Source organism: Cohnella phaseoli (assembly GCF_003386235.1).
In the GTDB taxonomy this organism is placed as follows: domain Bacteria; phylum Bacillota; class Bacilli; order Paenibacillales; family Paenibacillaceae; genus Cohnella; species Cohnella phaseoli.
This window is the reverse complement of sequence record NZ_QRDZ01000003.1, coordinates 122,421-147,475: the sequence shown is the minus strand read 5'-3', so window position 1 is coordinate 147,475 and position 25,055 is coordinate 122,421. Positions and strand designations below refer to the sequence as shown.

General features: G+C 58.6%; 21 protein-coding genes. 1 reads left to right on the top strand and 20 read right to left on the bottom strand.

The genetic code is table 11. The features are described 5' to 3' along the window. Positions 1–32 precede the first annotated feature (32 nt). The 10 genes from priA to DFP98_RS04815 form a co-directional block, all read right to left on the bottom strand. Positions 33–2,528, bottom strand: coding sequence for a primosomal protein N' (priA, locus tag DFP98_RS04860; protein ID WP_116059435.1), 2,496 nt, complete (start codon positions 2,526–2,528; stop codon positions 33–35). Beyond that, on the bottom strand, positions 2,525–3,754 hold the full coding sequence (gene coaBC / locus DFP98_RS04855; protein WP_116059434.1) for a bifunctional phosphopantothenoylcysteine decarboxylase/phosphopantothenate--cysteine ligase CoaBC: 1,230 nt from the start codon (positions 3,752–3,754) through the stop codon (positions 2,525–2,527). Before coaBC ends, priA begins: the two co-directional genes overlap by 4 nt. Before the next feature lie 270 nt (positions 3,755–4,024). Next, the gene (rpoZ, locus tag DFP98_RS04850; RefSeq protein WP_116059433.1) at positions 4,025–4,249 is read right to left on the bottom strand and encodes a DNA-directed RNA polymerase subunit omega; all 225 of its coding nucleotides are present in this window, start codon (positions 4,247–4,249) and stop codon (positions 4,025–4,027) included. A 17-nt stretch (positions 4,250–4,266) separates the two neighbouring features. Then, complete coding sequence (gene gmk, locus DFP98_RS04845; RefSeq protein WP_116059711.1) at positions 4,267–4,893, bottom strand: guanylate kinase; 627 nt, start codon at positions 4,891–4,893, stop codon at positions 4,267–4,269. Positions 4,894–4,906: 13 nt separating this feature from the next. After that, entirely contained in the window at positions 4,907–5,167 is a 261-nt protein-coding gene (remA, locus tag DFP98_RS04840; RefSeq protein WP_027084220.1) for an extracellular matrix/biofilm regulator RemA, read from the bottom strand. Between the two features lie 182 nt (positions 5,168–5,349). Continuing rightward, entirely contained in the window at positions 5,350–7,224 is a 1,875-nt protein-coding gene (locus tag DFP98_RS04835; protein ID WP_116059432.1) for a bifunctional homocysteine S-methyltransferase/methylenetetrahydrofolate reductase, read from the bottom strand. A 114-nt stretch (positions 7,225–7,338) separates the two neighbouring features. Then, positions 7,339–8,556 (bottom strand): MFS transporter, encoded by a 1,218-nt coding sequence (locus tag DFP98_RS04830; protein ID WP_116059431.1) that lies wholly within the window; start codon positions 8,554–8,556, stop codon positions 7,339–7,341. 65 nt (positions 8,557–8,621) lie between these two features. Further along, a complete protein-coding gene (locus DFP98_RS04825; RefSeq protein ID WP_116059430.1) occupies positions 8,622–8,906 on the bottom strand; it encodes an ArsR/SmtB family transcription factor in 285 nt (94 codons plus the stop codon). A 206-nt stretch (positions 8,907–9,112) separates the two neighbouring features. Then, positions 9,113–9,949 (bottom strand): diaminopimelate epimerase, encoded by an 837-nt coding sequence (dapF, locus tag DFP98_RS04820; protein WP_116059429.1) that lies wholly within the window; start codon positions 9,947–9,949, stop codon positions 9,113–9,115. Positions 9,950–10,163: 214 nt separating this feature from the next. Beyond that, positions 10,164–12,980: a calcium-translocating P-type ATPase, SERCA-type gene (locus DFP98_RS04815; RefSeq protein ID WP_116059428.1), complete on the bottom strand. Its 2,817-nt coding sequence runs from the start codon at positions 12,978–12,980 to the stop codon at positions 10,164–10,166. Positions 12,981–13,178: 198 nt separating this feature from the next. Here DFP98_RS04815 and DFP98_RS04810 point away from each other — a divergent pair, with 198 nt between their 5' ends. Further along, positions 13,179–14,933 carry an Rqc2 family fibronectin-binding protein gene (locus tag DFP98_RS04810; RefSeq protein ID WP_116059427.1) on the top strand — a complete coding sequence of 585 codons (1,755 nt, stop codon included), beginning with the start codon at positions 13,179–13,181 and terminating at the stop codon, positions 14,931–14,933. Between the two features lie 100 nt (positions 14,934–15,033). On the opposite strand, the gene DFP98_RS04805 is transcribed toward DFP98_RS04810, so the two are convergent. From DFP98_RS04805 to DFP98_RS04760, 10 genes are all read right to left on the bottom strand, one after another. Next, entirely contained in the window at positions 15,034–15,873 is an 840-nt protein-coding gene (locus DFP98_RS04805) for a PHP domain-containing protein (protein WP_116059426.1), read from the bottom strand. Beyond that, complete coding sequence (locus DFP98_RS04800; protein ID WP_116059425.1) at positions 15,866–16,768, bottom strand: LysR family transcriptional regulator; 903 nt, start codon at positions 16,766–16,768, stop codon at positions 15,866–15,868. Before DFP98_RS04800 ends, DFP98_RS04805 begins: the two co-directional genes overlap by 8 nt. A gap of 89 nt (positions 16,769–16,857) precedes the next feature. Next, complete coding sequence (locus DFP98_RS04795; protein WP_116059424.1) at positions 16,858–17,295, bottom strand: hypothetical protein; 438 nt, start codon at positions 17,293–17,295, stop codon at positions 16,858–16,860. Between the two features lie 191 nt (positions 17,296–17,486). Further along, entirely contained in the window at positions 17,487–18,281 is a 795-nt protein-coding gene (locus tag DFP98_RS04790; protein WP_116059423.1) for an ABC transporter ATP-binding protein, read from the bottom strand. Next, positions 18,281–19,207 (bottom strand): ABC transporter permease, encoded by a 927-nt coding sequence (locus DFP98_RS04785; RefSeq protein ID WP_116059422.1) that lies wholly within the window; start codon positions 19,205–19,207, stop codon positions 18,281–18,283. The genes DFP98_RS04790 and DFP98_RS04785 overlap by 1 nt, the downstream gene beginning before the upstream one ends. A gap of 63 nt (positions 19,208–19,270) precedes the next feature. After that, positions 19,271–20,284: an ABC transporter substrate-binding protein gene (locus DFP98_RS04780; RefSeq protein WP_116059421.1), complete on the bottom strand. Its 1,014-nt coding sequence runs from the start codon at positions 20,282–20,284 to the stop codon at positions 19,271–19,273. A 225-nt stretch (positions 20,285–20,509) separates the two neighbouring features. Beyond that, entirely contained in the window at positions 20,510–20,773 is a 264-nt protein-coding gene (locus tag DFP98_RS04775) for a YlbG family protein (protein ID WP_116059420.1), read from the bottom strand. Between the two features lie 39 nt (positions 20,774–20,812). Next, positions 20,813–21,298, bottom strand: a complete 486-nt coding sequence (locus DFP98_RS04770) for a YlbF/YmcA family competence regulator (protein WP_246016420.1) — start codon at positions 21,296–21,298, stop codon at positions 20,813–20,815. Between the two features lie 66 nt (positions 21,299–21,364). Continuing rightward, the gene (locus tag DFP98_RS04765) at positions 21,365–23,302 is read right to left on the bottom strand and encodes a helicase-associated domain-containing protein (RefSeq protein ID WP_116059419.1); all 1,938 of its coding nucleotides are present in this window, start codon (positions 23,300–23,302) and stop codon (positions 21,365–21,367) included. Continuing rightward, positions 23,299–24,996, bottom strand: a complete 1,698-nt coding sequence (locus DFP98_RS04760) for a DNA repair helicase XPB (RefSeq protein WP_116059418.1) — start codon at positions 24,994–24,996, stop codon at positions 23,299–23,301. Before DFP98_RS04760 ends, DFP98_RS04765 begins: the two co-directional genes overlap by 4 nt. Between the last annotated feature and the right edge of the window lie 59 nt (positions 24,997–25,055).

Genomic DNA, 25,055 nt, shown 5'->3' with positions numbered 1-25,055 from the left:
CGTGATCAAAACCGGACTTTTTGAACTACCTCTCAAAGCATCATTTGCGGATCTACGTCGACGCTGACTTGCACGCCACCCTTCTTCACCGCATCCGCCAAGTCTCCGAGAGTTTCCGAGACGAGACGGCTTGCATTCATGTCTCCCCGATATTTTACCATACATTGAAACCTGTAGCGATCTTTCAATCTCGCAATCGGAGAAGCGACCGGCCCAAGCACCTCCAACGCCGCCGCGCCACCTAGGTCGAAATCCCGACGAATGCCCAGCGAATCGGCCTTGCCACGGAGTGCGGACGCAAATTGCTGGCCGATCGACAACAGCATCGGAACCGACTCGTGAGAAAAGGTGACGGAGATCAAGCGGCCATAGGGAGGATACCCAAGCTGGTTGCGCAGCACAAGCGCCCGTTCCGCGAATCCGAGATAGTCATGCTCTTGAGCGAATGTGATCGATTCGTGCTCGGGGTCATAGGTTTGGATGATAACTTCGCCCGGAAGCTCGTGGCGTCCGGCTCGACCGGCGACCTGCGTCAGCAATTGGAAGGTGCGCTCGGAAGCGCGGAAATCCGGCAGTCGCAGCGCAGCGTCCGCAGCCAGCACCCCGACAAGTGTAACGTATGGAAAATCAAGCCCCTTCGCCACCATCTGCGTGCCGAGCAGCACGTCGGCGCGGCGCTCGCGGAATTCGGACAGCCAGCGCTCGTGCGAGCCTTTTTCCGTCGTCGTGTCCACATCCATCCGAATGACGCGGATGCCCGGGAACGTCGCGGCCAGCGCCTCTTCCACCTTCTGCGTACCCGTTCCGAAAAAGCGGATATGAGGACTCTCGCAGCTCGGGCAAACTTTCGGCTCTGTCTCCGAGTAGCCGCAGTAATGACAGCGCAGGTTTTGCGAGCCGCGATGATAGGTCAGCGCAATTTCGCAATGCGGACACGCCGCCGTATAGCCGCAGGAACGGCACATGACGAACGTGGCGTATCCTCTGCGGTTCAGCAGCAGCACCATCTGCTCCTGCTTTTCCAATCGACTGCGGATAGCGTCGGCCAGCATTCGGCTGAACATCGCCCGATTGCCCAGCTTCAGCTCCTCGCGCATGTCGACGATATGGACGCGTGGCAGCGGCCGATTCGCTACGCGCTCCGGCAACGCGATATAGCCCGTCTCTCCCAGCTTCGTCTCTCTTCCTTCATATACGGCCGCTTCATAGGTTTCGAGAGCGGGAGTCGCAGAGCCGAGCACGACGACCGCGCCATGACCCTTGGCCCGCTCGATCGCGACGTCTCGAGCGTGGTATTTTGGACTTTCCTCCTGCTTGTAGGAAGTCTCGTGCTCCTCATCAATAACAATTAGTCCGAGGCTTGCAAAAGGGGCAAAAATCGCCGATCGAGCCCCTACGGCCACTTGTGCTCTGCCTTCGCGGATTTTGCGCCACTCGTCGTAGCGCTCCCCATGAGAGAGGCGGCTGTGCAGCACGGCCACCCTAGCGCCAAAACGGCTCTTAAACCGCTCGACCATTTGCGGGGTCAGCGAAATTTCCGGCACGAGTACGATCGCCTCGCGCCGCGAATCGAGGCAGCGCTGAATAGCCTGCAAATAAATTTCCGTTTTGCCGCTTCCCGTCACGCCATGCAGCAAAAACGTCCTGCTTACCCGTGCGTCAAGTGCCTCGCGAATCGGAGCCAAAGCCGTTTCCTGCTTCGGCGTCAGCCGCATCGGCGAACTGACCGGAAAATCCCTGTCCGCATAGGGGTCCCGATCCTCCGTCACCGGCCTGATCTCGACCAGCCCCCGATCCTCCAGCGAACGGATCGTACCGGACGTCGTCGCCAGCGTTTCCGCCAGCTTCGCCAAAGGAATAGGCTCGTTATGCTCCGCCAAATACGCCGCAACCTCGCGCTGCTTGCCCGCTCGCGCCGGAATTGCCCCCGCCGCCTCCAGCAGGTGCTCCGTCTCGACCGGAAACACCGTCAGCACCGTCTTGACCGACACCTGGTCCTCCACGCGCTGCCTTTCCTCCAGCCGCCCTTCCCGCAGCCACAGCTTCAGCAGCGCTCCCTGATCGGGATACTGCTGAAGCAACGTAGCCAGCTTTAGCGGCTTGCCTTTGCGCAAAGCGAGCAAGAGACCGCCGCTCAGGGCGATCTCCGCATCGGACCAGACCGCTCCCGCGGCCTGCTGCACATATTTCTCTGCTCGCCCCTTAAGAGCGGCGGGCAGCATCGCCTGCAGCGCGACGGTGAGCGGACACAGCCATCTGCGGCTGATCCATTCCCCTAAGGCGACCAGTTCCGCGGATAACGGAGGCATTGCGTCGAGCACCTCCTCGAGCGGCTTTAGCCTCCCGCGGTCAACCTCGGCGTCGTCGGCCAGGGCGGTTACTATCCCTTGGAGCTTGCGCGGTCCGAACGGCACCGCCACCCGACTGCCTACCTCGACCCATTCGCGCAGTCGCTCCGGAATCGCGTAGTCGAACGTCCGATCGGTGTCCCGGCTGGGAACGTCCACAATCACTCTGGCCACCGTCATCGATTCGCCAATCCTTTCCTCGCGTCCTTAACGATGTCGAGCAGCCGCTCCGCGACGGCCCTCTTGGTCATTTGCGGCAAATGCTCAAAAAAGTCGCCGCGCCCGTACACGCTGACGATATTCGTCTCCGTGCCGAAGCCTGCCCCTGCCTCGGACACGTTGTTGGCGACAATGAGATCGCACTTTTTGCGGGCCAGCTTGTCCAAAGCATGCTTCTCCACGTCCGCAGTCTCCGCAGCAAAACCGACGATGAACGGTCCGCTGCCGCGAGCTTCTCTCCACTCCCCGACCTCCTGCAAAATATCGGGATTGCGCACGAGCTCCAGCGTCAACGAATCCGAAGATTTCTTGATTTTCTGATCTGCGCGGCTGGCGGGCCGGTAGTCGGCTACCGCCGCGGCCTTGATCACGATGTCCGTTCCGTCCAAACGCCTCATGACCTCGTCCCGCATCCGCAGCGCCGAGTCCGTATGAACGACATTCACCCCGTTAGGAGGGGCCGCCTCCGTTCTCCCGCATACGAGCGTAACCTCCGCGCCGCGGTCGCGAGCGACCTCGGCAATGGCGAACCCCATTTTTCCGGAGGAGTCGTTCGTAATATAGCGCACGGGATCGATCCGTTCTACCGTCCCCCCGGCCGTAACGAGCACCCGCTGTCCGGACAGCGGCTTAGACCCGATCAGCTTCGCCACGATGGCGTCCACGATCTCGTCCGGCTCGGCCAGCCTGCCTTTGCCGACATAGCCGCACGCCAATTGACCGGTTCCCGGTTCTACAAACACAACGCCTCTTGAAGCTAGCTTATTCACGTTGTCGATCACCGCCGGATGCTCCCACATATGTACGTTCATCGCCGGTGCAATCAGCAGCGGGGCCGTCGTCGCCAGCAGCGTTGTGCTCAACATGTCGTCCGCCAGGCCGTTCGCAAGCTTGGACAGCATGTTGGCCGTCGCCGGAGCGACCACCGCGAGATCGGCGGAATCCGCCCAATCGATATGCTGCACGATCGCCGCATCCCGCTCGTCGAACACGTCCGTCGCCACCGGATGGCGAGTCAGCGTCTGCAGCGTCAGCGGCGTAATGAATTTGGTCGCTCCTTCGGTCATCATGACGCGAACGGATGCGCCCAGGCCGACCAGGCGACTGCACAGAGTCGCCGCCTTGTACGCGGCAATTCCCCCTGTGACGCCTACCAGTATCGTTTTGCCCGCTAGCGGCTTATTCATCCTAACTCCCCCTACATTTCCGCCTAGAAAAGGAAGTTCAAAAAATCCGATTTTGATCACGAAGCATCCCATGAAGCAAACTTGACATCGAATCATGAATTCAGCCGGTTCTTCCGGTGCTCACGTAGCTTTCACTGCGCTCCGCTCCTCAGTCCCTGAGCTTCATCCAATCTTCTCGACTGAAAACCGAATTTTTTGAACTTACATTAGAAAAAAAACAACCGCGCGGGTTGTCCTTCCTCTCGATTCCTATACGATTTTGTGTCGCTCTTATTCCGCTTCTCCGCCCGCAACCGCCGGATGGATGTGCTCGACTTTGATCGCTTCGTGATAGATCTCCTCAAGCGCCACGCCAACTTGCTTGTGGGACTTCGGTGCGCCGAGATTGCACATTACGCCTTCGCGCAGGTTGCGCGCCCGCTTGGACGCGGCTACAACTAGCGTATATTTGCTGTCGACTTTCTTAACGAGTTCATCGATCGATGGATATAGCATGCTATTCACCTCTTCATTTAAACGTTATCCGCGGTTTTGAGCGTCTCGAGCTGCTCGAAAAGCTCGCCCAGAAAACGCTCCCGCTTGCAATGCTCCGCTGTAATGATCGAGCCGATCCGGCTGCAGGCCAAATCGATCTCATCGTTGACGACGGCATAATCGTAATGGTGCAGCAGGTTCATCTCTTCGACGGCCACCGCCAGCCGATGATCGATCGTCGCCTGCGACTCTGTGCCTCGGCCGACGATTCTCTGCTTCAACTCGTTAAGCGAAGGAGGCATGAGAAAAATAAAGACGCCCTCGGAAAACTTCTCCCTGACCTTGATGGCCCCCTGCACTTCAATCTCCAAAATGATGTCCTTACCCTCGGCCAACGTCTTCTCCACAAAGTCTCGCGGAGTGCCGTAGTAATTGCCTACGTATTCCGCATACTCGAGAAGCGCGTCCGACTCGATCATCCGCTTGAATTGCTCATGCGTCTTGAAGAAGTAGTTGACCCCGTCCCGCTCTCCTTCGCGGGGAGAACGAGTCGTTGCCGACACGGAGTACACGAGCTCGGACAGCTTGCCGCGCAGAGCGGAGCAAACGGTCCCTTTGCCGACGCCCGAAGGGCCGGACAGTACAAACAAAATTCCTCTGTTCATCGTGTTCCCCAATTCATTCATCGTGTTCGTCGTCTTTGGTAGACAACCGGTGCGCAACCGTCTCCGGCTGAACGGCCGACAAAATCACGTGATCGCTGTCCGTAATAATGACCGCGCGCGTGCGGCGGCCGTAGGTCGCGTCGATCAGCATGTGTCTGTCCCGCGCCTCCTGGATAATCCTCTTGATCGGAGCCGACTCAGGGCTCACGATAGAAATAATCCGATTCGCGGACACGATATTGCCGAATCCGATATTGATCAGCTTGATCGCCATGGTATGCACTTTCCCCCCGGTCATTCCTACCACACAGCTGCGGCCGGTGCCCGACTGTCGCTTCCAGTGTTGCCCGAAGCGGCCCGCCGCATACTGAAGGCTGATATGCCCTTTTTTGTACATCTATCGATTATTGCCTATTGTACTTCAAAACCACGGGGGGGACAAGAGGAACTAAAGCCTTAATTCGCTTGTTTCCGGTTCAAGCTCCCGCTCCTCGCACGAACGTATTCCGTTAAGGAAACGGTCATCTCGTAAGCCATGAACGGAGTCATCAGGTAGATGCCGTTAAAATGCTCCATCGCCACGTCCAGCAGCTCTTCGGCGATTTTGACGCCGGCGGCGCGTCCTTCGGCTCCTTCCAGCCCGCTCATCCGCTGGCGGACCGCATCCGAGAGCTGGATCCCCGGTACCTCGTTGTGCAAATATTCGGCGTTGCGCCCGCTGGCCAGCGGGAAAATGCCAAGGAATATCGGGACGCTCAAATGCTTGGTCGATTCCGCGATCCGCACGATTAGCTCCGGGTCGTATACCGGCTGGGTCATAATGTAATCCGCTCCCGCCGATATTTTGCGCTCCAGCCGCTGCACCGCTTTATCCAAATGCTTAACGTTCGGGTTAAACGCCGCTCCGACGACGAACTTCGCTTTCTGCTTCAGCGGCTTGCCCGAGAAGGCGATTCCTTCGTTAAGCTGTTTGATCATACGAATAATTTCGAATGAGGTCAGATCGTATACCGAGCTTGAACCCGGCAAATCCCCGAACTTGGCCGGGTCGCCGGTCACCGCCAGCACATGGTCGATGTCGAGCGCGTCGAAGCCCATCATATGCGATTGCGTGCCGATCAGGTTGCGGTCGCGGCAGGCGATATGCGCAAGCGGCCGAATGCCGACGCGCTCCTTCAACAGCGCAGCAAGCGCCAGGTTGCTCATCCGGGTAACGGCCAGAGAATTGTCCGCCATCGTCAGAGCGTCGGCCTTCGCGTCTTTTAGCGCCTGGGCGCCCGCCATGAACTTCGTGATGTCGAGATCGCGCGGCGGGTCCAGCTCGACGATGATCGTGTGGCGTTCGCGCACGAGATCGACGATGCTCGGCTCGACGTCCTGAGGCGGCTCGACCGGTGCCGGAGCCGCTTCGACGACGATCGCCGGACTCTCGACGGGTGCAGGAGCGGTCGTCTGCGCGACGGGCGAGTACCCATTCAGCGCTTTCGCGATCTCCGCGATATGCTCCGGGGTCGTTCCGCAGCAGCCCCCGATCAGCTTCGCTCCCGCGTCCGCGAATCGGCGAGCCGACAATCCGAAGTATTCCGGAGTCGCCGAGTAGACGACTTTGCCGTCCACATAGTCCGGGATGCCGGCATTCGGAAACACGCTTAGCGGCAGCCCCAAATCAGCCGGAATCGTCTCCACCGCGCGCAAAATGCCGGTCGGCCCGCTGCGGCAGTTAAAGCCGATGACGTCCGCGCCCTCGCCCTTCAGCCGGCGGAACGCATCGGCAAGCGGAATGCCGTCGTGCGTTCTCTCAGGGTCCTCGACCGCGAATTGGCAGATGACGCTGATGTCGCTTTTTTTACGGATGATCCCTAGCGCCAGCGACAGTTCCTCAAGATCAAAGAACGTTTCCAGCAGCAACCCGTCAACGCCGGAAGCCAGCAGAACGCCGATCTGTTCTTCAAAATCGCGCTTGACGACCGCCGTTCGAATATTTTTGCCTGCTCCCCCCCGTACCGCGCCGATCGATCCGACAACGTACACGCCGTCTCCGACCGCTTTGCGGGCGAGCGCGACGCCGGCGGCGTTGATCTCCTCGACCTTCTTCTCCAAGCCGTAGCGGGCAAGCTTGTTCTGCTGCGCCGAATACGTATTCGTCTCGATAATCTCGGCTCCGGCCGCCGCATACTGTCGATGCACGTCCGCGATAACGTCGGGCTTAAGCAGATTGAACTCCTCGAACGACACGCCGACCGGCAGGCCGAGCTGATATAGGTAAGTCGCCATCGCGCCGTCGCCGACTAGCGGCTTGCGGGCGAGGGCCGTGCGCAAATCCGGTTTCATGAAGCTTCCCATCCATTCCTTATAATAAAGTATCCTTAATGTAGCATAATTTTCATCCCGGGAAAATGGCAAAACCCGACCAATTTCGATCGGGTTGAGCGGATTTTTTTATTTTTAACGAGAGGCGGCGTCGGATTGCGGGGCCGCCAGGGCGGCGGCATGCGTCTCTCCCGCCTTCCACCGGGCTTCGCGACCGATGCGGAAGGAAGCGGCTGCGAGCACCGCCGCCGCGGCGACGGCAAGCGCCCCCAGCCAGCTGATCGACCACAACGACACGCCGCTGACGATCGCGCCGCCGATGCCGGCTCCCCCGGCCATCGCCAGCTGCAGCATGGAGGAATTCAGGCTTAGCATGATTCCCGAAGCTCCCTGCGCAAGCGTCAGCAGGTAATATTGCTGCGTTGGTCCCGAAGACCATGCGGCGAACGCCCACAGCATGAGCAGCGGGAACATCATTGCCGCAGAATGGGAGAAGACCGAGAGCAGCAGTAAGACCGCGGCGTGCAGCAGCATTCCTCCGAGCAGCGTGCGGCGGATGCCCCATTTGTCCGAGCTGAAGCCGCCGAGCTTGGAGCCGATCAGACTCGCGATCCCGAACGCGAACAAGCCGACGCTGACCGCCCGTTCGCTCATTCCTGTAATTGACAGCAGAAACGGGGAAATATACGTATACATGATCGAATAGCCGAAAATCCAGAAAAACGTCACCGACAAAGCGAGCGCGATTCGCGGACTCCGAAGCAGCGCCAGCTGCGATCGGAACGGAACCGGCGCTTCTCCTTCCGTCTCCCGAATCGCCCTGGCGATAGCGACCACCCCCAGCAGACTGAGCAGTCCGATCCCTGCGAAGATCAGTTTCCAGTCATAGGAGGCGGCGATAATCCGGCCGAGCGGCACTCCCACAATCAGCGACGTGCTGAACCCCATCACCAACGTGGCGATGGCGCTCCCCTGCTTACCTGCGGGCGCCAGCTTGGAGGCGACCGTCAGCGAGGCGACGACGAACACGCCGGTTCCGAGCGCCAAGATCATGCGCGAAACCATCAATACAGTGTAGTTGGGAGACAGAACCGCGATCGCATTGCCGACGATGAACAGGCCGAGCGCGCCGAGCATCAGTTTTTTGCGTCCGACTTTGGCCGTGGCCGCCATGACGACGGGCGTCCCAAACGCGAAGGCAAGCGAGAAAACGGTAATCAGCTGCCCGGCCGCGGCGATCGACACCCCCACGTCTTCGGCAACCCTGTCCAGAATGCCCGCGATAATGTTTTCCGATGTTCCAACCAGAAAACTGACGACGGCAAGCAAATAAATTTTCCATGAATTCTCCATACTTCTGCAGCCCTTCCTCCTAAATTTCTATATTTCTAAAAATATAGAAATAATCTCGAAAAAATTTACGTCAGCAAATAGGGCGCGTACTTCTGCGCCATATCGCGGTTAACGCTATAGAAAATATATGTGCCGTCCTTGCGCAGGTTCAGCAGGCCGCAGTCGGTGAGCTGCTTCAGATGGTGCGACAGCGTTGAGCCGGCCACGGATTCCAGCTTGCCGCTAATGTCGGAGCAGCACAGATTTTTCTCTCCGTCCGCCAGCAGCAATGCGATCTTCAGCCTCGTCGCCTCCCCGAGCGCTTTGTACACTTTCACCGCTTGCCCGACATCCTTGATGTCCCCGTCCATCCCTTCTCACCTCGACGTTATATTTCTATATATATCGAAATTAGATTAGCACAACCTTCGCCTTCTGTAAACAGGCAAAGAGGGGGAAGCATTCGAATCGCTTATCCCCTCCCCGAATTCAAGTCGGATTCGCCGGATATCGGCCTCCAGTACGTTCCTTCCAGTCAGCTTGGCTGGATTCACTTGACCGACTTCGTCTCTCAGGCTTACGCGTCCACAGACCCGGCATAGACGGCGGCTGCCGGGCCGGTCATGTAGATGCGGTCGCTAATCTCGTCCCACCGAATGCGCAGATCGCCGCCGGCAAGCGAGATGGTCGCCTCTCTATCGGTCAGCCCGTTCAGCACCGAGGAGACAAGCGTCGCGCAGGCCCCCGTTCCGCAAGCCAGCGTCGGGCCCGCTCCGCGTTCCCATACCCGCATATCCACCTGGTCGCGAGAATTGACGGTCGCGAACTCCACGTTGATTTTGCGCGGGAACAGCGGATGCTTCTCCAGCTTCGGCCCCCAAGTCGACAGATCGAAGCCGGATGCATCGTCTACGTAGATGACGCAGTGCGGATTGCCCATCGATACCGCCGTAAACTTGAATTCCCGTCCGTCCACCTCGATCGAATGAGCCACAATCGGATTGGCGTCGATCATAGTCGGAACATCTCGTCCGTTTAGAATCGGCTTGCCCATATCTACAGTCACCTGCGTGACTTGGCCGTTTTCAATTGTCAGCTTGACCGGCTGCACGCCGGCGCCCAACGTCTCGATCGTCAGCTCCGACGCCGAGGCCAGCCCGTTGTCGTATACGTATTTAGCGACGCATCGGATCGCATTGCCGCATTGCTCCGCTTCCGAGCCGTCCGAATTAATGATCCTCATGCGAAAATCCGCCCGCTCCGAAGGCAAAATGTACACTAATCCGTCCGCTCCGATGCCAAAAAAACGATCGCATAGCCGAACGGCCAATTCCGCCGCATGATGCGGTAAAGCCTGCTCTCCGGCCACTACGATAAAGTCGTTGCCCAGCCCATGCATTTTCGTAAATTTCATTCTATAAGCCTCCCGCCATGTTCGTCAGTCGAGTGCTTGCACTCTCTGGATTCATCATAGCGGGACGGCGATGGAATGAGCATATAGCAACATTGCTTTTATTTGCACTTTTTGACTACTGCAAGCGGAAATTCTATCCTTCCGGAGCGGAAGCGCACCAACGGTCCGCCGCTCGCGCTAAACGCAAGCCGCACAAACCGCAGCCCGCATTCGGCTACCGGATCGGTCTCGTCGAGGGAGAACTGCCGCCGTAATTGATTTTTGTCCTTTTTTTCTTCTGTTTAGAGGAGCTCCAGACGCTGCCCGCCCCCAGCGCGAACGTCGGGATCCCCGCGGCGACGAGAACGAGCGCCCAATCGCGCAGGTCGAGCGGAACGGTTTTGAACACCGGCTGCAGCGGTTCGATGTACAGCACGGCCAGCATCAGCACCAGCGAGGACAGCACCGCGAAAACGAGAAACTTATTTTCGAGCAGCTTGCGGTGGAAAATCGAGCGCGAGCTGCGGCAATCGAATACGTGAATGAGCTGCGCCATGACGAGTGTGGCGAAAGCGACGGTTTGCGCGTGAACGAGTTGATTCGACTGCCCCTCCCCCGCCTTCAACGCCAGCACGAACGCCCCTAGCGTACAGAGGCCGATCAGCACGCCTCGGCTGACAATTTTCCAGCCAAGACGTCTGGCGAAAATGTTCTCCTTGGCCGCACGCGGCTTCTGCTGCATCAGGTCGCTCTCGGCCTGATCGACGCCCAGCGCCATCGCCGGCAGCCCGTCCGTCACAAGGTTAACCCACAAAATCTGGATCGGAACGAGCGGAAGCGGCAATCCGGCCATCATCGCCAGGAACATCGTCATGATTTCGCCGACGTTCGAGGCCAGCAAGTAACGGATAAACTTGCGAATGTTCTCGTAAATGCCGCGCCCTTCCTCCACGGCGGCGACAATGCTGGAAAAGTTGTCGTCCGACAGCACGAGCGCGGAGGCTTCTTTCGTCACGTCCGTTCCCGTAATCCCCATCGCGATGCCAATATCGGCCGCCTTGACAGCCGGAGCGTCGTTAACCCCGTCGCCCGTCATCGCCACGACATGCCCTCGGCGCTGCAAAGCCTGCACGATTCTCAGCTTATGCTCGGGAGAGACGCGAGCGTAGACATTAACGTCATCGGCGACCTTCTCCAAATCCTCGTCGGTCATCGCCGCCAGCTCGGTTCCGGTAATGACACGCCCCTCCCGCCCGATAATGCCAAGCGTTCTGGCGATCGCCTCCGCCGTCGTGCCGTGATCCCCGGTAATCATCACCGTCTTGATGCCCGCTTGGCGACACTTGTAGATCGCTTCCTTGACTTCCTTGCGCGGCGGGTCCATCATCCCCGTCAGTCCGACGAAGATCAACCCGCTCTCCGCTTGTTCTCCGCTGGCGCAGGTCTCATGCGCTTTGACATCTCGATACGCCATCCCCAGCACGCGCAGCGATTCCCTGGCCATCGCCTCGTTAGCGGCAAGCACCTTATTCTTCAGCGACGCCGTGAACGGAACGACCTGATCGTCCCACAGGACATAGGCGCACTGACTGACCAGCAAGTCGGGCGCCCCTTTCGCACAGACCAGCTTGCCGCCCTGATGGGATACGAGCACCGACATCCGCTTGCGTTCGGCGTCGAAGGGGAATTCCTTGACGCGCGTATACAGGCTTTGCAGCGCGGATTTGACCAACCCGGTCTTCGCCGCCAGCACGAGCAGCGCCGCTTCGGTCGGATCTCCTTGGATCTTCCATTCCATCGCTTCGGAAACCGGCAGTTCGCCTTTAGTCGACTTGCGTTTCTTCGCGTCGGCGGCCGCTTCCTGCTGCGACAGGTCGGAATTGTTGCAGAGCGCGGCGATCTGCGTCAGCCTTCGCAGAGCGGCGTCGCCCTTGGCGTCAATGCTTTTTCCGTTTTCCTTCAGCAGCCCCGTCGGCTCGTAGCCTTCCCCCGTAACCTCGACGGTTCTCCCGCCGAGCCATAGCTTGGTCACCGTCATTTTATTTTGCGTCAGCGTTCCGGTTTTGTCGGAGCAGATCACGGAGGCGCAGCCAAGCGTCTCTACGGAAGGCAGCTTGCGCACGATGGCCCTTCGCTTGATCATGCGTTGCACGCCAAGCGCGAGCGCAATCGTCACGATTGCGGGAAGGCCTTCCGGAATCGCGGCGACGGCCAGACTCACGCCGGCAAGGAACATGTCGTACGCAGGCTGTCCATGCAAAATACCAGCGAGCACGACGACTACCGTCAACGCGAGCGCAACGACGATCAGTATTTTACCGAGCTGCTCCAGCCGGTGCTGAAGCGGCGTTTCCGCCTCTTCCGTCTGTTGGATCAGATCGGCGATTTTGCCCATCTCGGTTTGCATGCCCGTGACCGTCACAATGCCCTTCGCAGTCCCGCGCGTCACCATCGTTCCGAGATAGCCGCAATTTTTCCGGTCTCCAAGCGCCAGATCCGCGGTATCCAGCTTTCCGGCCGTCTTGACGACCGGAACCGATTCTCCCGTCAAGGCGGACTCGTCCACCGAGCAGTCGTTGCACTCCACGAAACGAAGGTCGGCGGGCACCCTGTCTCCGCTTTCCAGCAGCACAACGTCTCCGGACACCAGCTCTCTTGCCGGAATATGCAGCAGCTCGCCGTCCCGAACGACTTTGGCGAACGGCGCGGACAGCTCCTTCAAGGCCCGAAGCGAGCGCTCGGCCCGGTATTCCTGGTAGAAGCCAAGCACGCCGTTAATAAGGATGATCGCGATAATCGTGAGCGCGTCCAGCATCTCCCCGAGCAAGCCGGAGATGATCGTCGCCCCCACCAGCACGAGCACCATAAAATCCTTGAACTGATTCAGCAGCAGCTTTAGCGGAGAATCCCCGCGCTTCTCGGCAAGCTCGTTTGGACCGAGCGTTCCGAGCCGCTCCGTCGCCTGCTCCCGCGACAACCCTTTTGCTCTGTCGGTGTCCAGCGATTTCGCCAACTGCTCCTCGCTTAGCTGATGCCATGCCTGACCTTCCAAGATCGTCAACCCCTTCCGTCATATCCGCTTGCGGTTCTTGACCTATGTGTATTCAGACAAGCCGGGAAATATCCCCGGACAGGGGCAAGCTTTCCCTTTGCGCGGAGTTATGGCATCATTAAGAAGGCATAAAATATTAAATCGTGCTATGTACGTTGAATCTATGCAGCGTATATACATAACTCAGGAGCATCCGCTATGTCATTGGACGGAATTGTCGTTAGAGCGCTCGTGCGAGAGCTGCAGACCTGCGTCAAAGCGCGCATTCTTAAAATTTATCAGCCTACGGACAACGAATTGATCTTGCATATACGGGGACAGGGCGCAAGCGGCAAGCTGCTGCTTTCGGCCCATCCTTCCATGCCGCGCCTTCATTGGACGGAGCAGCCTTGGGCCAACCCGGCCGAACCGCCGATGTTCTGCATGCTGCTGCGCAAATATTGCGAAGGCGGCGTCATTGAAGCGATTCGCCAAGTCGATCTGGAAAGAATCGTCGAGCTTGACGTCCGGCATCGGGACGAGCTCGGGGATGCCTCCCTGAAGCGAATCGTCATCGAAATTATGGGCCGGCACAGCAATATCATTCTGATGGACCCGAGCACAGGCGTCGTGCATGACGGCATCCGGCACGTTACGCCCGCGATCAGCAGCCACCGGGTCGTCCTTCCCGGCAGCGCCTACGTCGCTCCCCCGGAGCAGGATAAGGCCGACCCGCTATCTGTCGGCGAATCCGAGTTCGCCGAGCTGATCGCCCGCGGCGGCGGCATCCCGGATGCAAACGACGACTCGTACATTGAAGCCGCCTCCAAAGCTTTGCTTGGCGCATTTACCGGCCTGAGCCCGCTCGTTTCCCGCGAGATCGCTTTCCGCGCCTCTGGGCATCCACAGGGACTGCGTGCAGCGTTCCGCGAAACGTTGGATGACGTCGGCCGCGATTCGTACGAGCCGAATATCGTCGTTCAGGAGACCGGCAAAGCCTTTTTCTCCGCCCTCGCCTTGACTCACCTGGACGGAGAGAAGCAGATTTTCCCAACGATGCACGAATGTCTGGAAAGCTTCTATCGCGATAAAGCTTCCCGCGATCTCGTCCGGCAGCGCACAACGGATTTGAATCGTTTTCTGCTGAACGAAATCGCCAAAAACGAGAAAAAGCTCGTCAAGCTGCAGGAGACCCTCGACGAAGCGGCCGAAGCGGACAAGTTCCGCCGGATCGGCGAGCTGTTGACCGCCCATCTGTACGCTTTTCAGCGAGGGGATACTTCCGTCGACGTCGTCGATTATTATGAGGAAGAACAGCCGACGAGGACGATCGCGCTCGATCCGCTGCTTACGCCGAACGAAAACGCCCAACGGTATTTTCGCAAGTATGCCAAGCTGAAGAACAGCCGGGATGTGGTAACGGAGCAAATTGAAGCGACGAAAGCGGAGCTCGGCTATTTGGCTTCGGTGCTGCAAGGTCTCGACTCGGCTACTCCGGACGATATCGGAGAAATCCGGGACGAACTGGTCGAGCAAGGCTATATTCGCGAACGCGGCCTCAAGCGCGGTGCCAAGAAACGGAAGAAGGACCGTCCGGCCGTGCTTTGCTACACGTCGAGCGAGGGGATTCAAATCTATGTCGGCAAAAACAACACGCAAAACGACTACATTACAAACCGTCTTGCGTCGGCATCGGATACCTGGCTGCACACGAAGGACATCCCCGGTTCTCACGTACTCATTCGCGGCGGCGGCGAGTTCGGCGAAGCCACCCTGCACGAGGCGGCGATGCTCGCAGCGTACTATAGCAAAGCCAAATCGTCGAGCAGCGTCCCCGTCGACTATACGCTGATCCGTTACGTCCGCAAGCCAAACGGAGCCAAGCCCGGCTTCGTCATCTACGACAACCAGAAAACGCTGTTCGTCACCCCGGACGAGGCCCGGATTCAGCAGATGCCTTCTACGGTGAAGTAACTACGGCTGATCTATTACCGCACGATATGCAAATAAAAAGACGGCAATCTCCGGAGCCTGCTAAGCTCGGGCGATTGTCGTCTTTTTACTGTGTTACTTGTCAAACCTCCGATTGAAGCAGCTCCAGAACGTCTGCGTCCACGCTGCGATTGCCGATTGGACCGTGGTAGACTTTCCCATCCTTAACGCCGTGGAAGTCCGAGCCGCCGGTCGCCAGCTTGCCGCGCGTCGCCGCCCATTCCGCATAGCGCCGCTCCTGCTCCGGAGCGTGATCCGAATGGTAGGCTTCCAGACCGTCGGCTCCCCGCTCCAGCAGCGACAGCACCAGATCGTCGTCTCCATAGATCCCCGGATGGGCAATGACGGCTTTTCCTCCCGCTTCGTGAATCCAGCCGATCGCCTCCTGCGAGGATGCGCGTTCCTGACGCTCGTAGGCCGGCCTGCCTTCCGCGAGCCACAGGTCGAATGCCTCCCTCAGGTCGGATACGTAATTTTTATCGACCATCGCCTGCGCGATATGCGGTCTTCCAACCGACTTGTCCTTACGAGTGGACTTCCCGGCAGCGGCGGCAAGCTCCTCCGGAGTGATCGGCATGCCATGCCTGCTCAGATTGGCCAATATGCGTTCGTTCCGGCGGTTTCTGCCTTCCCTCAGCTCCTCCAGCCTGGTCAGCCATTTCGTGTCGTTCAGGGAGAAGCCGTAGCCCAGCACGTGAATGTCTCTGTCGTTCGCCACCGTGCTCAGCTCGACTCCGGGCACGACAACGATGCCCAGCTCCCGTCCGGCCCGCAGCGCTTCGGCAACCCCCGCGACCGTATCGTGATCGGTAATTGCCACTGCGTATAGGCCCGCTTCCTTCGCCATCCGAACGTTATCCGCCGGAGCGTACAGGCCGTCCGAAGCCGTCGTGTGAGTATGCAAATCCGCGCGCCTAATCATGGGACAGCTCCTTTAACTCGCCTAGCAGGGCGACAGCCGGGATTGGCAGCAGCGACGAACGCAGCCGCACCGAATAAAACTGTCGCCGGAAGCTGACGCCCGATATTCTTACCGGCTTCAGCAAGCCGAGCGCAAGCTCGTGCTTAATCGTCCAGACGGATAGCAGCGACAAGCCAAGCCCGGCCTCCACCGCCGATTTGACCGCTCCAGTGCTGCCGAATTCGCTGACGACTCGCAGCTGTTTCTCGGTGATGCCATGCCGCTGCAGCTCTTCCTCCATAATCTGCCTCGTTCCGGAGCCTTTCTCTCGCAGCACTAGCGGCTCGCCGATTGCCTCCTCCAACGATACCTGTTCCCTAGAGGCGAACGGATGGTCTGCTGGGGCGATCAGCAGCAGTTCGTCGTTCATGACCGCCTGAGCGTCAAAGCCGGGAACGTCGCAGGGCGCTTCAATAATGCCGAAATCCAGTCCCTGATGCGCCACCGCTTCGATAATCTCGGTCGTATTCATGACCTTCATATCGACGGAGATTTCCGGGAACCGGCGCAGAAAACTGCCGAGCAGACGCGGCAGCACATATTCGCCGATCGTCAAGCTGGCCGCGAACTGCAGCCGTCCCTTCAGCTCTTCGATATATTGCGTCATCATTTCGTCGGTATCCCGCATCAGCTCCACCGCTTTGCGGGCTTGCGGCAGCAGACGATGGCCCGCCTCCGTCAAATCCAGACGCTTCGTCGTTCGGTTAAGCAGCTTAGTTCCAAAACGTTCTTCAAGCGCCTGCACCTGCATCGTTACGGCAGGCTGCGTCATATGCAGCGTTTGCGCGGCCGCGGAGAAGCTGCCCCTGTCCGCAACGGTGTAAAAAATATGAAGTTGGTGCACGTTCAACGCCATTTGTTTCCGCCTTCCCGTCCGTAGGTTTCTATCGCATTATACCACAGAATACGAACGGCCGGGCGGAGGTGCTCCTCCAGCCCGGCCGTTTAGCGGCGTTTGCGATTATTTTTGATTAAAGTCATGCGCCTGGAATGGCGCAACCACGAATAATACGTTTTCAGATCCCGAAGCTCCATCGTCTCCGACATTCTTCCGAGGAACGTGACGACGATCATCTTGTGAAGGGGATTTCCAAGCAGATCCGTATCCGTCTCGCTCACGGAAAATTCGGCGACAAAAACAAGATCGTCGTCGATCGTATAGACGTCCTGCTCATTCCGGTAGTAGGACACGACACGCCCGTCCTTCAAGCATTGCCACATAAATTCGGCAATGTCGGAATAACCCGTCTTCTCCTGCTCCACACGGTCCGACCAGCGGGTGCGAGCGTGATTGGTAATAATGATGTCGCACACTTTCTTGTCCCCAAGAACGATATGGAAAGGCTCGTATGTGCTCCAACGCTCCGTATGCTTATCCTTCACCGGGCTATCCCCCTTCCCGATTATAGGTCTTCTGAATCATTACCGCCCTATATTCCTAGGAACTTAAGTACATTCTACAGCATCTGTTCCCTAAGGTTCAACAATTAAATAGGTTCATATAGGAAATTTTCCCATATATAAAAAATAACAGGCCTCCCGAGTCATCCGCAGACGACTCGGGACTGCCTCATTCAGCCTAATACGATGCGGTCGTCGGAAAGCTGATGACCGCTGATTCTCTCGAATTCCCCCAGCAGTTGGGAGACCGTCAAGTTTATTTTGCGCTCTGCGGGAACATCTAGAATAATGCGCCCCTTGTCCATCATGATCAGACGGTTGCCGAGGCGAATCGCCTGTTCCATGTTATGGGTGACCATCAGCGTCGTCAGCTTCATGTCGCGCACGATTTCCTCCGTCAGCCGCGTGATCAACTCGGCTCTGGCCGGATCAAGCGCAGCCGTATGCTCGTCGAGCAGCAAAATCTGCGGCTTCGTAAACGTTGCCATCAGCAAGCTAAGCGCTTGACGCTCGCCGCCGGACAGCAAGCCGACTCTGGCGCTCATGCGGTTTTCCAGTCCGATCCCAAGTCGGGAGAGCTGCTCGCGGAACAGCTTTCTTTTCGCAGCCGTCGCTCCCCAGCCCAATCCGCGCGATTGACCGCGTTTATAGGCCATCGTCAGATTCTCTTCAATGGTCATCCGAGGTGCGGTGCCGGCCATCGGATCCTGAAACACTCTTCCGATCCAACGGCTTCTCTTGTACTCGGCCAATCCCTGCACCTCGGTGCCGTCGATTCTGATTTGGCCGATGTCCGGCTTCATGACGCCCGAGATCAGATTCATCAGCGTCGACTTGCCCGCTCCGTTACTGCCGATTACAGTGATGAAGTCTCCGGCCTCGATTTGGAGATTGGCGTTCATAAGCGCTATTTTCTCATCGGGAGTCCCCGGATTAAACAGCTTGGACACGTTCGTTACGTCGAGCATCAGGCTTTGCCTCCTTTGCCTGGAGCGATCGCCGCCAGCAGCTCCTCGGAGCGTTTCTTGGCGACGCTGCGCTGCTTCATTACCCGGCGCACGTACGGAACGACGAGCGCGAAGATAACGATCAGCGCCGTAACCAGTTTAAGATCGGACGCCTCGAACAGTTCGACGCGCAGCGCTATGGCGATGACGATCCGGTAAATGATAGCGCCGATTACGACGGCCAATGTCGCCATGAACACCGATCTCGCGCCGAAGATTGCTTCGCCGATGATAACCGAAGCAAGTCCGATCACGATCATCCCCACGCCCATCGTAACATCCGCAAAGCCGCCTTGCTGGGCGATAAGCGCGCCGGACAATGCGACAAGGCCGTTCGAGAGGCTGACGCCCAATATTTTCGTGCCGTCCGTATTCGCCCCAAAGCTGCGAATCATCCGCTCGTTGTCTCCCGTCGCTCTGAGCGCAAGCCCCAAATCCGTATGCAGGAAAGCGTCGAGCAGCAGCTTAATGAGCAGCACCGCGATCCCCATGATAAGAATAAACAGACCGACAGGCTTCACGATCGAAGAAATCAGCGTATCCGTATTGACGATGGACACATTCGGGCGTCCCATAATCCGAATGTTGATGGAGTGGAGCGCAATCATCATCAGAATGCCGGCTAGCAGCCCGTTTACTTTGCCTTTCGTGTGAAGCAGTCCGGTGCAGACTCCCGCAAGAAGCCCGCCTCCGAATGCGGCCAATGTGGCAAGCGCAGGGTGATAGCCCATCGAGATCATGATCGCGGCGATCCCTCCTCCCGTCGCAAAGCTGCCGTCGACGGTCAGGTCGGGGAAATCCAAGATGCGGAACGTGATGTAGACCCCAAGCGCCATCAAAGCGTACAGCAGGCCCAGCGCTACGGCTCCGTAGATCGATTCAATCATCGTTAAGCCTCCTCACAGACCAATGGGGCGAACGACGGGAGCCGTCCACCCCATTGAAGCTGTTTACTGGATAATATTGTTTTCCTTGTCCTTGACTTTATCCTTCATTGCGTCCGTGACGGTAATGCCCTGCGCCTCGGCCGCCTTCAGGTTCAAGATCAAGTCCAGCTTGTCCGGCACGGATACCGGCATGTCGGCAGGCTTCTTGCCGTTTTTCAAAATTTCGACCGCCATCTGGCCGACCTGGTAACCGTGATCGAAGTATTTGAAGCCGACCGTCGCGAACGCGCCCTTCTCGACCGTATCGCGGTCGCTGGAGAAGAACGGAAGCTTATTGTCGTTAGCTACCTGAATGATGGAGTCCGCTGCGGTAACTACCGTATTGTCAAGCGTGATATAGATCGCATCCGCGCGTCCGACAAGAGACTCGGCGGCTTGCTTAACTTCGGAGGAAGTCGTCGCTGCCGCTCTCACCAGCTTGATGCCGTGCCCGGAGAGCGCTTCTTCGGCTTTGTTCGCCATGATGACGGCGTTGGATTCGCCTTCGTTGATGACGATGCCGACATTCTTGACATTAGGGAATTCGGAGGCGATGAAATCCATGAGTTGGACGATCGCTTCCGGATTCGTGTCGGACGCGCCGGTAACGTTAGCACCGGGCTTCTCCAAGCTGCTGACGACTTTATCGGCAAGAGGGTCCGTTACCGCCGCGAACAGAACCGGGAAGTCCTTAACGTTCTGAGCGAGCGACAGCGCGGACGGCGTTGCGATGCCAAGCGCCAGATCGTACTTGTCGGAGGCGATCTTCTGGGCGATTGACAGATTGTTCGTCGAATCTCCTTGGGCGATATTCAGGTCGACCTTGAGATTGTCGCCTTCCTTGATGCCGGCATCCTCAAGCGCCTTAAGGAAACCTTCTTTGGTCGCGTCAAGCGACGGATGCTCGACGATTTGCGAGATGGCGATTTTGTAGCTCGCGGAGCCTGAACCGGATTCCTTGTCGCCGCAGCCTGCAAGCGCTAACAGTGCAGCCGTGGAGAGCATGACAGTCGTTAACAATTTCTTCTTCAACTTCATTACCCCTTTTTTTGTTTATTTTTTCCCAGCTGCCGGAAAGCATTGATGCTGTTCCTAATTACAGCGATAAAAAGAATTGATACTAGTTTAATAGACCCATTCGCAATGCGTCAATTGCAATCTTGCACAAATTCCAATATCGGGACAAAATGAAAGAGGGACTGCCTCGCTGTCGAGGACCGTCCCTCTTATACGCAACGCCGTTCGATTGAGTCGGTTCCCGACTTACAGACCGTAAAAGCGCGTTTTGTCCGGCACGTTTTTCTCGTACTCGGTTTTGATCTCGTTGCGGTAGGATCGCTCCACCTTGCGGACGAAGGGCAGACGCTGCAGGTTGCGAACCGTCTCCTCCGCCACTTCAGAGTTCATATACATGACGGCGTAGTGCATTTTGCGGGACAAGTAGTGGAGCGTGCCGTACTTGTCCAAGCCTCTGGCCGCCTTCGAATCGCTAAACCATACGATGTATCCTGTCCGTTCGGCAAACATGTCCAACCTCCGTCTGAACTGGTCTGAACTGCAAATCCGTCACCCGCAGCCGCCGCTTCCGCAGGAGCAGCTGCCCCCGTTGCCGCAACCCGAAGCTTTCGGATTCGGGTTATTGTCCGGAACCTTGATGCTCTGCGACACCGCAAAAGCCAGCGTTCTGGATATATCGGTCAGCAGTTCGTCCAAGGAGCTCTCCGCGGCTTTGTATTTACGCACGGATTCCACCTCATCCAGCCGCTGCTGTACTTCGTACACTTGCTCCAACGCGGCGTTATAATCCGGATGGAACTTTCCGAACCGCTCGCACTCGACGAACTTCTCCTTCGCCTTAAGGAACTGTTTCCGTAAGCTCTGCGCCTCGGCGTCCTGCGAAACCTCCGCTTTCCAATAAGCGTATTCCGCGGCGGAGGCGGAGCGGATCAGCGACTCTCCCAGCTCGTAGGCGCGGGTCATAAGCAGCGCCAGATCGGCGGGCCCCGTCGCGCCGTAATCGGCCGCGGGGAGGGTATGCGTCATGCCGGCCATCGGCCTCACCTCACCATTCGGCTTTGTACTACCTTCACTATCATAACACAACATCAGCTTGATCGGTCAATCGGTTTCAAGCTCTTCCAGATCAGGAAGAACGATCATCAGCTCGGCGATTTCCTCCGCCCGGACGGCAGCCGGCTCCGTTCTCCCGCCGCTCGGTACGCTTCCGTCCGCCGGACGCCATCTTCCCTCGGCCACCCATAACGCCCCGCTCTCCCGCATGGTGCGGGGCGCAAAAATCCGCGCCCCTCCATCGCGCTCCAGACGAACCGTCGTCTGCCAATCGATCGCCCGCCGAATGAGCTCTTTGCTTGTTGAAGGATGATACTTCCTTGGCCTGGTTATCCATGCGGCCGGAATATCCGCCAATCCGGGAAACAGCTCGTCGGCCCCAGGCAGTCCTTTATCGGCCTCGAAGGCGGACAATGCCGTTCCGACGCTCAGCCAGCCCTTGTTCCCTCCTGCCGCTTGCTCGCCCCCATGCCGCGCCTCGCCTGGCGCTCCTCGCTCCGTCCTGACGACATCCACGGCCGGATAACCTGCCGCGCGCAGCTTGGCGCGAATCTGCTTCCCTTCCCCTGCGTCGACCAGAAAATGCCGTTCTCCGATCCTCTCCACGATCAGCCCGGCCAGCCCCTCGTCGGCGGCAATCGCGTCGGCGACCGCCTTGCTGTCCGCGCGCAGCACCAGCGCTTCGACCAGCTCCGTCCTGCCGAGCGAAGCGAACCAATCGCGCAGCGCATCGCGAACGGGCTGGGGAACCGGTGCGCCGGAGCCCTCCTCCAGAGCCAACAGCGCTTTGTCGAGCGAATAGCCCAAACGGCACGCATCCTCGCAGGAGCGCTGCGTCAGCCGGTATACATACAACTCGTCCGCTTTCTCCAATTCGGCAATGTCGGATAACTTCCAGCGGGCTCGCATCCCGACGTCCGGAGGCACGAGAACTTCCCCATCCGGCTGTAAGATAAAATACCCTTCCGCGGCCCCGGGCAAACTTCCCGGCTCCGCGCGTCGCCTGATTGCCGTCTGTCCCCGCCATGTTCCGCGCTCAATGCAGCCAAGCGCTTCCAGCAACGCCAGCCTCTCCTCGGCCTCGCCCTGCCCTTCGCCGACGCGGTCCACAGTACTCCATCCGCCGGCTTCCAGCGCCAGCGTCGCGGAGAAAGTCAGATGCAGAGCCGGTCGCGAGGCGCAGTATCGGGTCATGACCAGTGTCTGTAACCTTCGCTCGGCCTCGCACAGCGGCAGAAGAAGCCATTCGTCAAGCCCTTCTTCGCAAATGCGGATCGCTCCGTTAGTCTCCGTTAGTACCCCGCAGACGAGCCCGACATCAAACGCGAACGCCGCTTGCGAAGGGAGCTGAGCGACATGAGGATAAGCTGCAAGCAGCTGCTCCATCGCTGCCTGTTCCAGCTGCAACGCTGCCGCAACCCGAGCGGTCGCCGCCTGCTGAGGCGCTCCTTTAGCCGTACGGAGTACCGGCTGCTTCGCAACTCGGTGCCAGGCGGACAGCAAGGCTAAAGACAGAGGCGGCCGGTAACCCCCTCCGTTCTGCGCGACCTCCCAAGCTTCCTCCGAGGTAAGCGCCCGATTATTCGCGGGCAGAAGAAGCGGCTGCCACAACGCAACGGCGTCTACAGGTATATAGAAAAGCCTATCTCCCCAGCTTTTGCGAACCGCGAACACTACGCCGCTTCTGCGCAGCTTGGCGACCGCGACGCGCGCCTCGGCGCCGGTCAAACCGAACTCCTCCTCCGCGTCGGCCGCGATCCGCTCTATCTCGAACGGATTAGCTCCGTATTTGTACAGCACGCTCCTCAATACGGACAGCGGGGCAACATCGAGGCAGCCATCCAGCCAAGCCGTCGCCCATTCCGGGTCGGACAGCGCCTCCGCCAGATCTTTGCCCCGCTCCAGCAGCGCTTGGACCGCGGGGTCGGAAGCGATGAGGCGCTTCATCGCGTCCGGGAGCCTCGCTACGGATTGCTCGACGTTCATAAACACGCCTCCCAATCCGCATCCCCTGTCCGACAGCCGTCCTCCCAGTAGTCGATCTTGTAAGGATAACCCTGCTCAAGCAAAAAACGGCCGCGATTGCGCGAAAACGCCACTTCGTCCGTTCCGTCGCTGACAAGAGAATAAAAATGCGCCTTGGCCCCGCTTCGTTTCGGCCGTAAAATGCGTCCAAGCCGCTGCGCTTCTTCCTGGCGGGAGCCGAAGCTCCCGGACACCTGGATTGCAACGGTCGCATCCGGCAGATCGACGGCGAAGTTGGCCACCTTCGAGACGAGCAGCACGCCGAACTCCCCCCGCTTAAACCGTTCGAACAGATCTTGACGTCCACGCAGCGGCATCTCGCCAGTAATGAGCGGCAGCGACAATTCCCTGGCGAGTTCGTGCAGCTGATCGAGATATTGGCCGATGACGATGGTCGGTACGCCGGAGTGCCGCGCCAGCAGCTCCTTGACGACCTCGGCCTTGCGCGGATTTTCCCCGGCGATCCGGTTGCGCGCGCTTTTGGACGCGGCCGCATAGTTGACCGCCGCCGCAGGCTCCATCGGCACGCGCACCTCCGTGCATTCCGCCTCCGCGATCCAACCGCGCGATTCGAGCGTTTTCCACGGCAGCTCATACCTCCTCGGACCGATCAACGCAAACGCATCCTCTTCCCGGCCATCTTCGCGCACGAGCGTCGCCGTAAGGCCCAATCTCCGAGTGGCCTGAATGTCCGCCGTCATCCGAAACACCGGAGCCGGCAGCAGATGAACCTCGTCATAAATAATCAGCCCCCAATCCCGATTGACGAACAATTCCAGATGAGGGTACTCCTCGCTCTTGGAGGAACGATAAGTCAGCACTTGATAAGTCGCTACCGTGACGGGTCTTACGTTTTTCGCTTGTCCGGTATACTCGCCGACCTCGCTTTCGGTCAAAGTCGTATTCCGCAGCAGCTCCGCGATCCACTGCGTCACCGACACCCCGTTCGGCGTCAAGATCAGCGTCTCGCATTGAAGCCTTGCAAGCGCGGCCATTCCTACCCAGGTTTTGCCCGCTCCGCACGGAAGCACGACTACGCCGCTGCCGGCCGAATCTCTCAGCAGTGCATCGACGGCCTCCCGCTGATAGTCTCTCAGCTCTAAAGGCCTTCCATCCTCCGTTTGCGAGCGCAGCGATACGGGAAGCGGCTGACCCTCGTGAAAGCCCGCCTCGTCCTTAACCGGATAACCCATGCCTGCCAGCTCCCGCTTGATCCAGCCCCGGGCTTCGGGGCGGACCGCCGCTCGCAGACCCTCGGGGCCGCCGTCAAAACAGGCGGAGATCGATTCCAACCGGTAGATCCGCTCCATCAAATCCGAAGTAGCCGTCGACAAAACCAGTCTCCCGTTATCGTTCTCGAGCCTGATTTGTCCGTATCGGTCCATCTGCGTGCGGATAAGCTGCTCTACCGCGAAGGGAAGCGGGCAGCGAGACAACGCAACAAGCCGCTCGGACACCCGAGCGGCGGTCCAGCCCGCAGCCGCCGCGTTCCATAGCGACACCTGCGTAAGCTTATATGTATGCCAGAAGCCCGGACGTTTCTGCAAAATGGCGATCTCCCTTAGAAAATCCCGCGCTTCCGCGTACTCCGTATGCCGCTCGTCAAGCAGCAGCGCCCCGTCGGACTGAACCCACAGCAATCGTGTATTTTCCAACCGGCATTCCTCCTTGTTGTTAACAAGGTTCTCCTCCTCTTCGCCGGTTCATGCATAGA

Coding starts and splice junctions, on each gene's coding strand:
- DFP98_RS04785 (WP_116059422.1), bottom strand. CDS start 19,207: ATGATTGAATCGATCTACGGAGCCGTAGCGCTGGGCCTGCTGTACGCT.
- gmk (WP_116059711.1), bottom strand. CDS start 4,893: ATGAACAGAGGAATTTTGTTTGTACTGTCCGGCCCTTCGGGCGTCGGC.
- DFP98_RS04830 (WP_116059431.1), bottom strand. CDS start 8,556: ATGGAGAATTCATGGAAAATTTATTTGCTTGCCGTCGTCAGTTTTCTG.
- coaBC (WP_116059434.1), bottom strand. CDS start 3,754: ATGAATAAGCCGCTAGCGGGCAAAACGATACTGGTAGGCGTCACAGGG.
- DFP98_RS04780 (WP_116059421.1), bottom strand. CDS start 20,284: ATGAAGTTGAAGAAGAAATTGTTAACGACTGTCATGCTCTCCACGGCT.
- DFP98_RS04790 (WP_116059423.1), bottom strand. CDS start 18,281: ATGCTCGACGTAACGAACGTGTCCAAGCTGTTTAATCCGGGGACTCCC.
- DFP98_RS04770 (WP_246016420.1), bottom strand. CDS start 21,298: ATGGCCGGCATGACGCATACCCTCCCCGCGGCCGATTACGGCGCGACG.
- remA (WP_027084220.1), bottom strand. CDS start 5,167: ATGGCGATCAAGCTGATCAATATCGGATTCGGCAATATCGTGTCCGCG.
- DFP98_RS04835 (WP_116059432.1), bottom strand. CDS start 7,224: ATGAAACCGGATTTGCGCACGGCCCTCGCCCGCAAGCCGCTAGTCGGC.
- priA (WP_116059435.1), bottom strand. CDS start 2,528: ATGACGGTGGCCAGAGTGATTGTGGACGTTCCCAGCCGGGACACCGAT.
- DFP98_RS04775 (WP_116059420.1), bottom strand. CDS start 20,773: ATGTTTGCCGAACGGACAGGATACATCGTATGGTTTAGCGATTCGAAG.
- dapF (WP_116059429.1), bottom strand. CDS start 9,949: ATGAAATTTACGAAAATGCATGGGCTGGGCAACGACTTTATCGTAGTG.
- DFP98_RS04800 (WP_116059425.1), bottom strand. CDS start 16,768: ATGGCGTTGAACGTGCACCAACTTCATATTTTTTACACCGTTGCGGAC.
- DFP98_RS04810 (WP_116059427.1), top strand. CDS start 13,179: ATGTCATTGGACGGAATTGTCGTTAGAGCGCTCGTGCGAGAGCTGCAG.
- DFP98_RS04765 (WP_116059419.1), bottom strand. CDS start 23,302: ATGAACGTCGAGCAATCCGTAGCGAGGCTCCCGGACGCGATGAAGCGC.
- DFP98_RS04805 (WP_116059426.1), bottom strand. CDS start 15,873: ATGATTAGGCGCGCGGATTTGCATACTCACACGACGGCTTCGGACGGC.
- rpoZ (WP_116059433.1), bottom strand. CDS start 4,249: ATGCTATATCCATCGATCGATGAACTCGTTAAGAAAGTCGACAGCAAA.
- DFP98_RS04825 (WP_116059430.1), bottom strand. CDS start 8,906: ATGGACGGGGACATCAAGGATGTCGGGCAAGCGGTGAAAGTGTACAAA.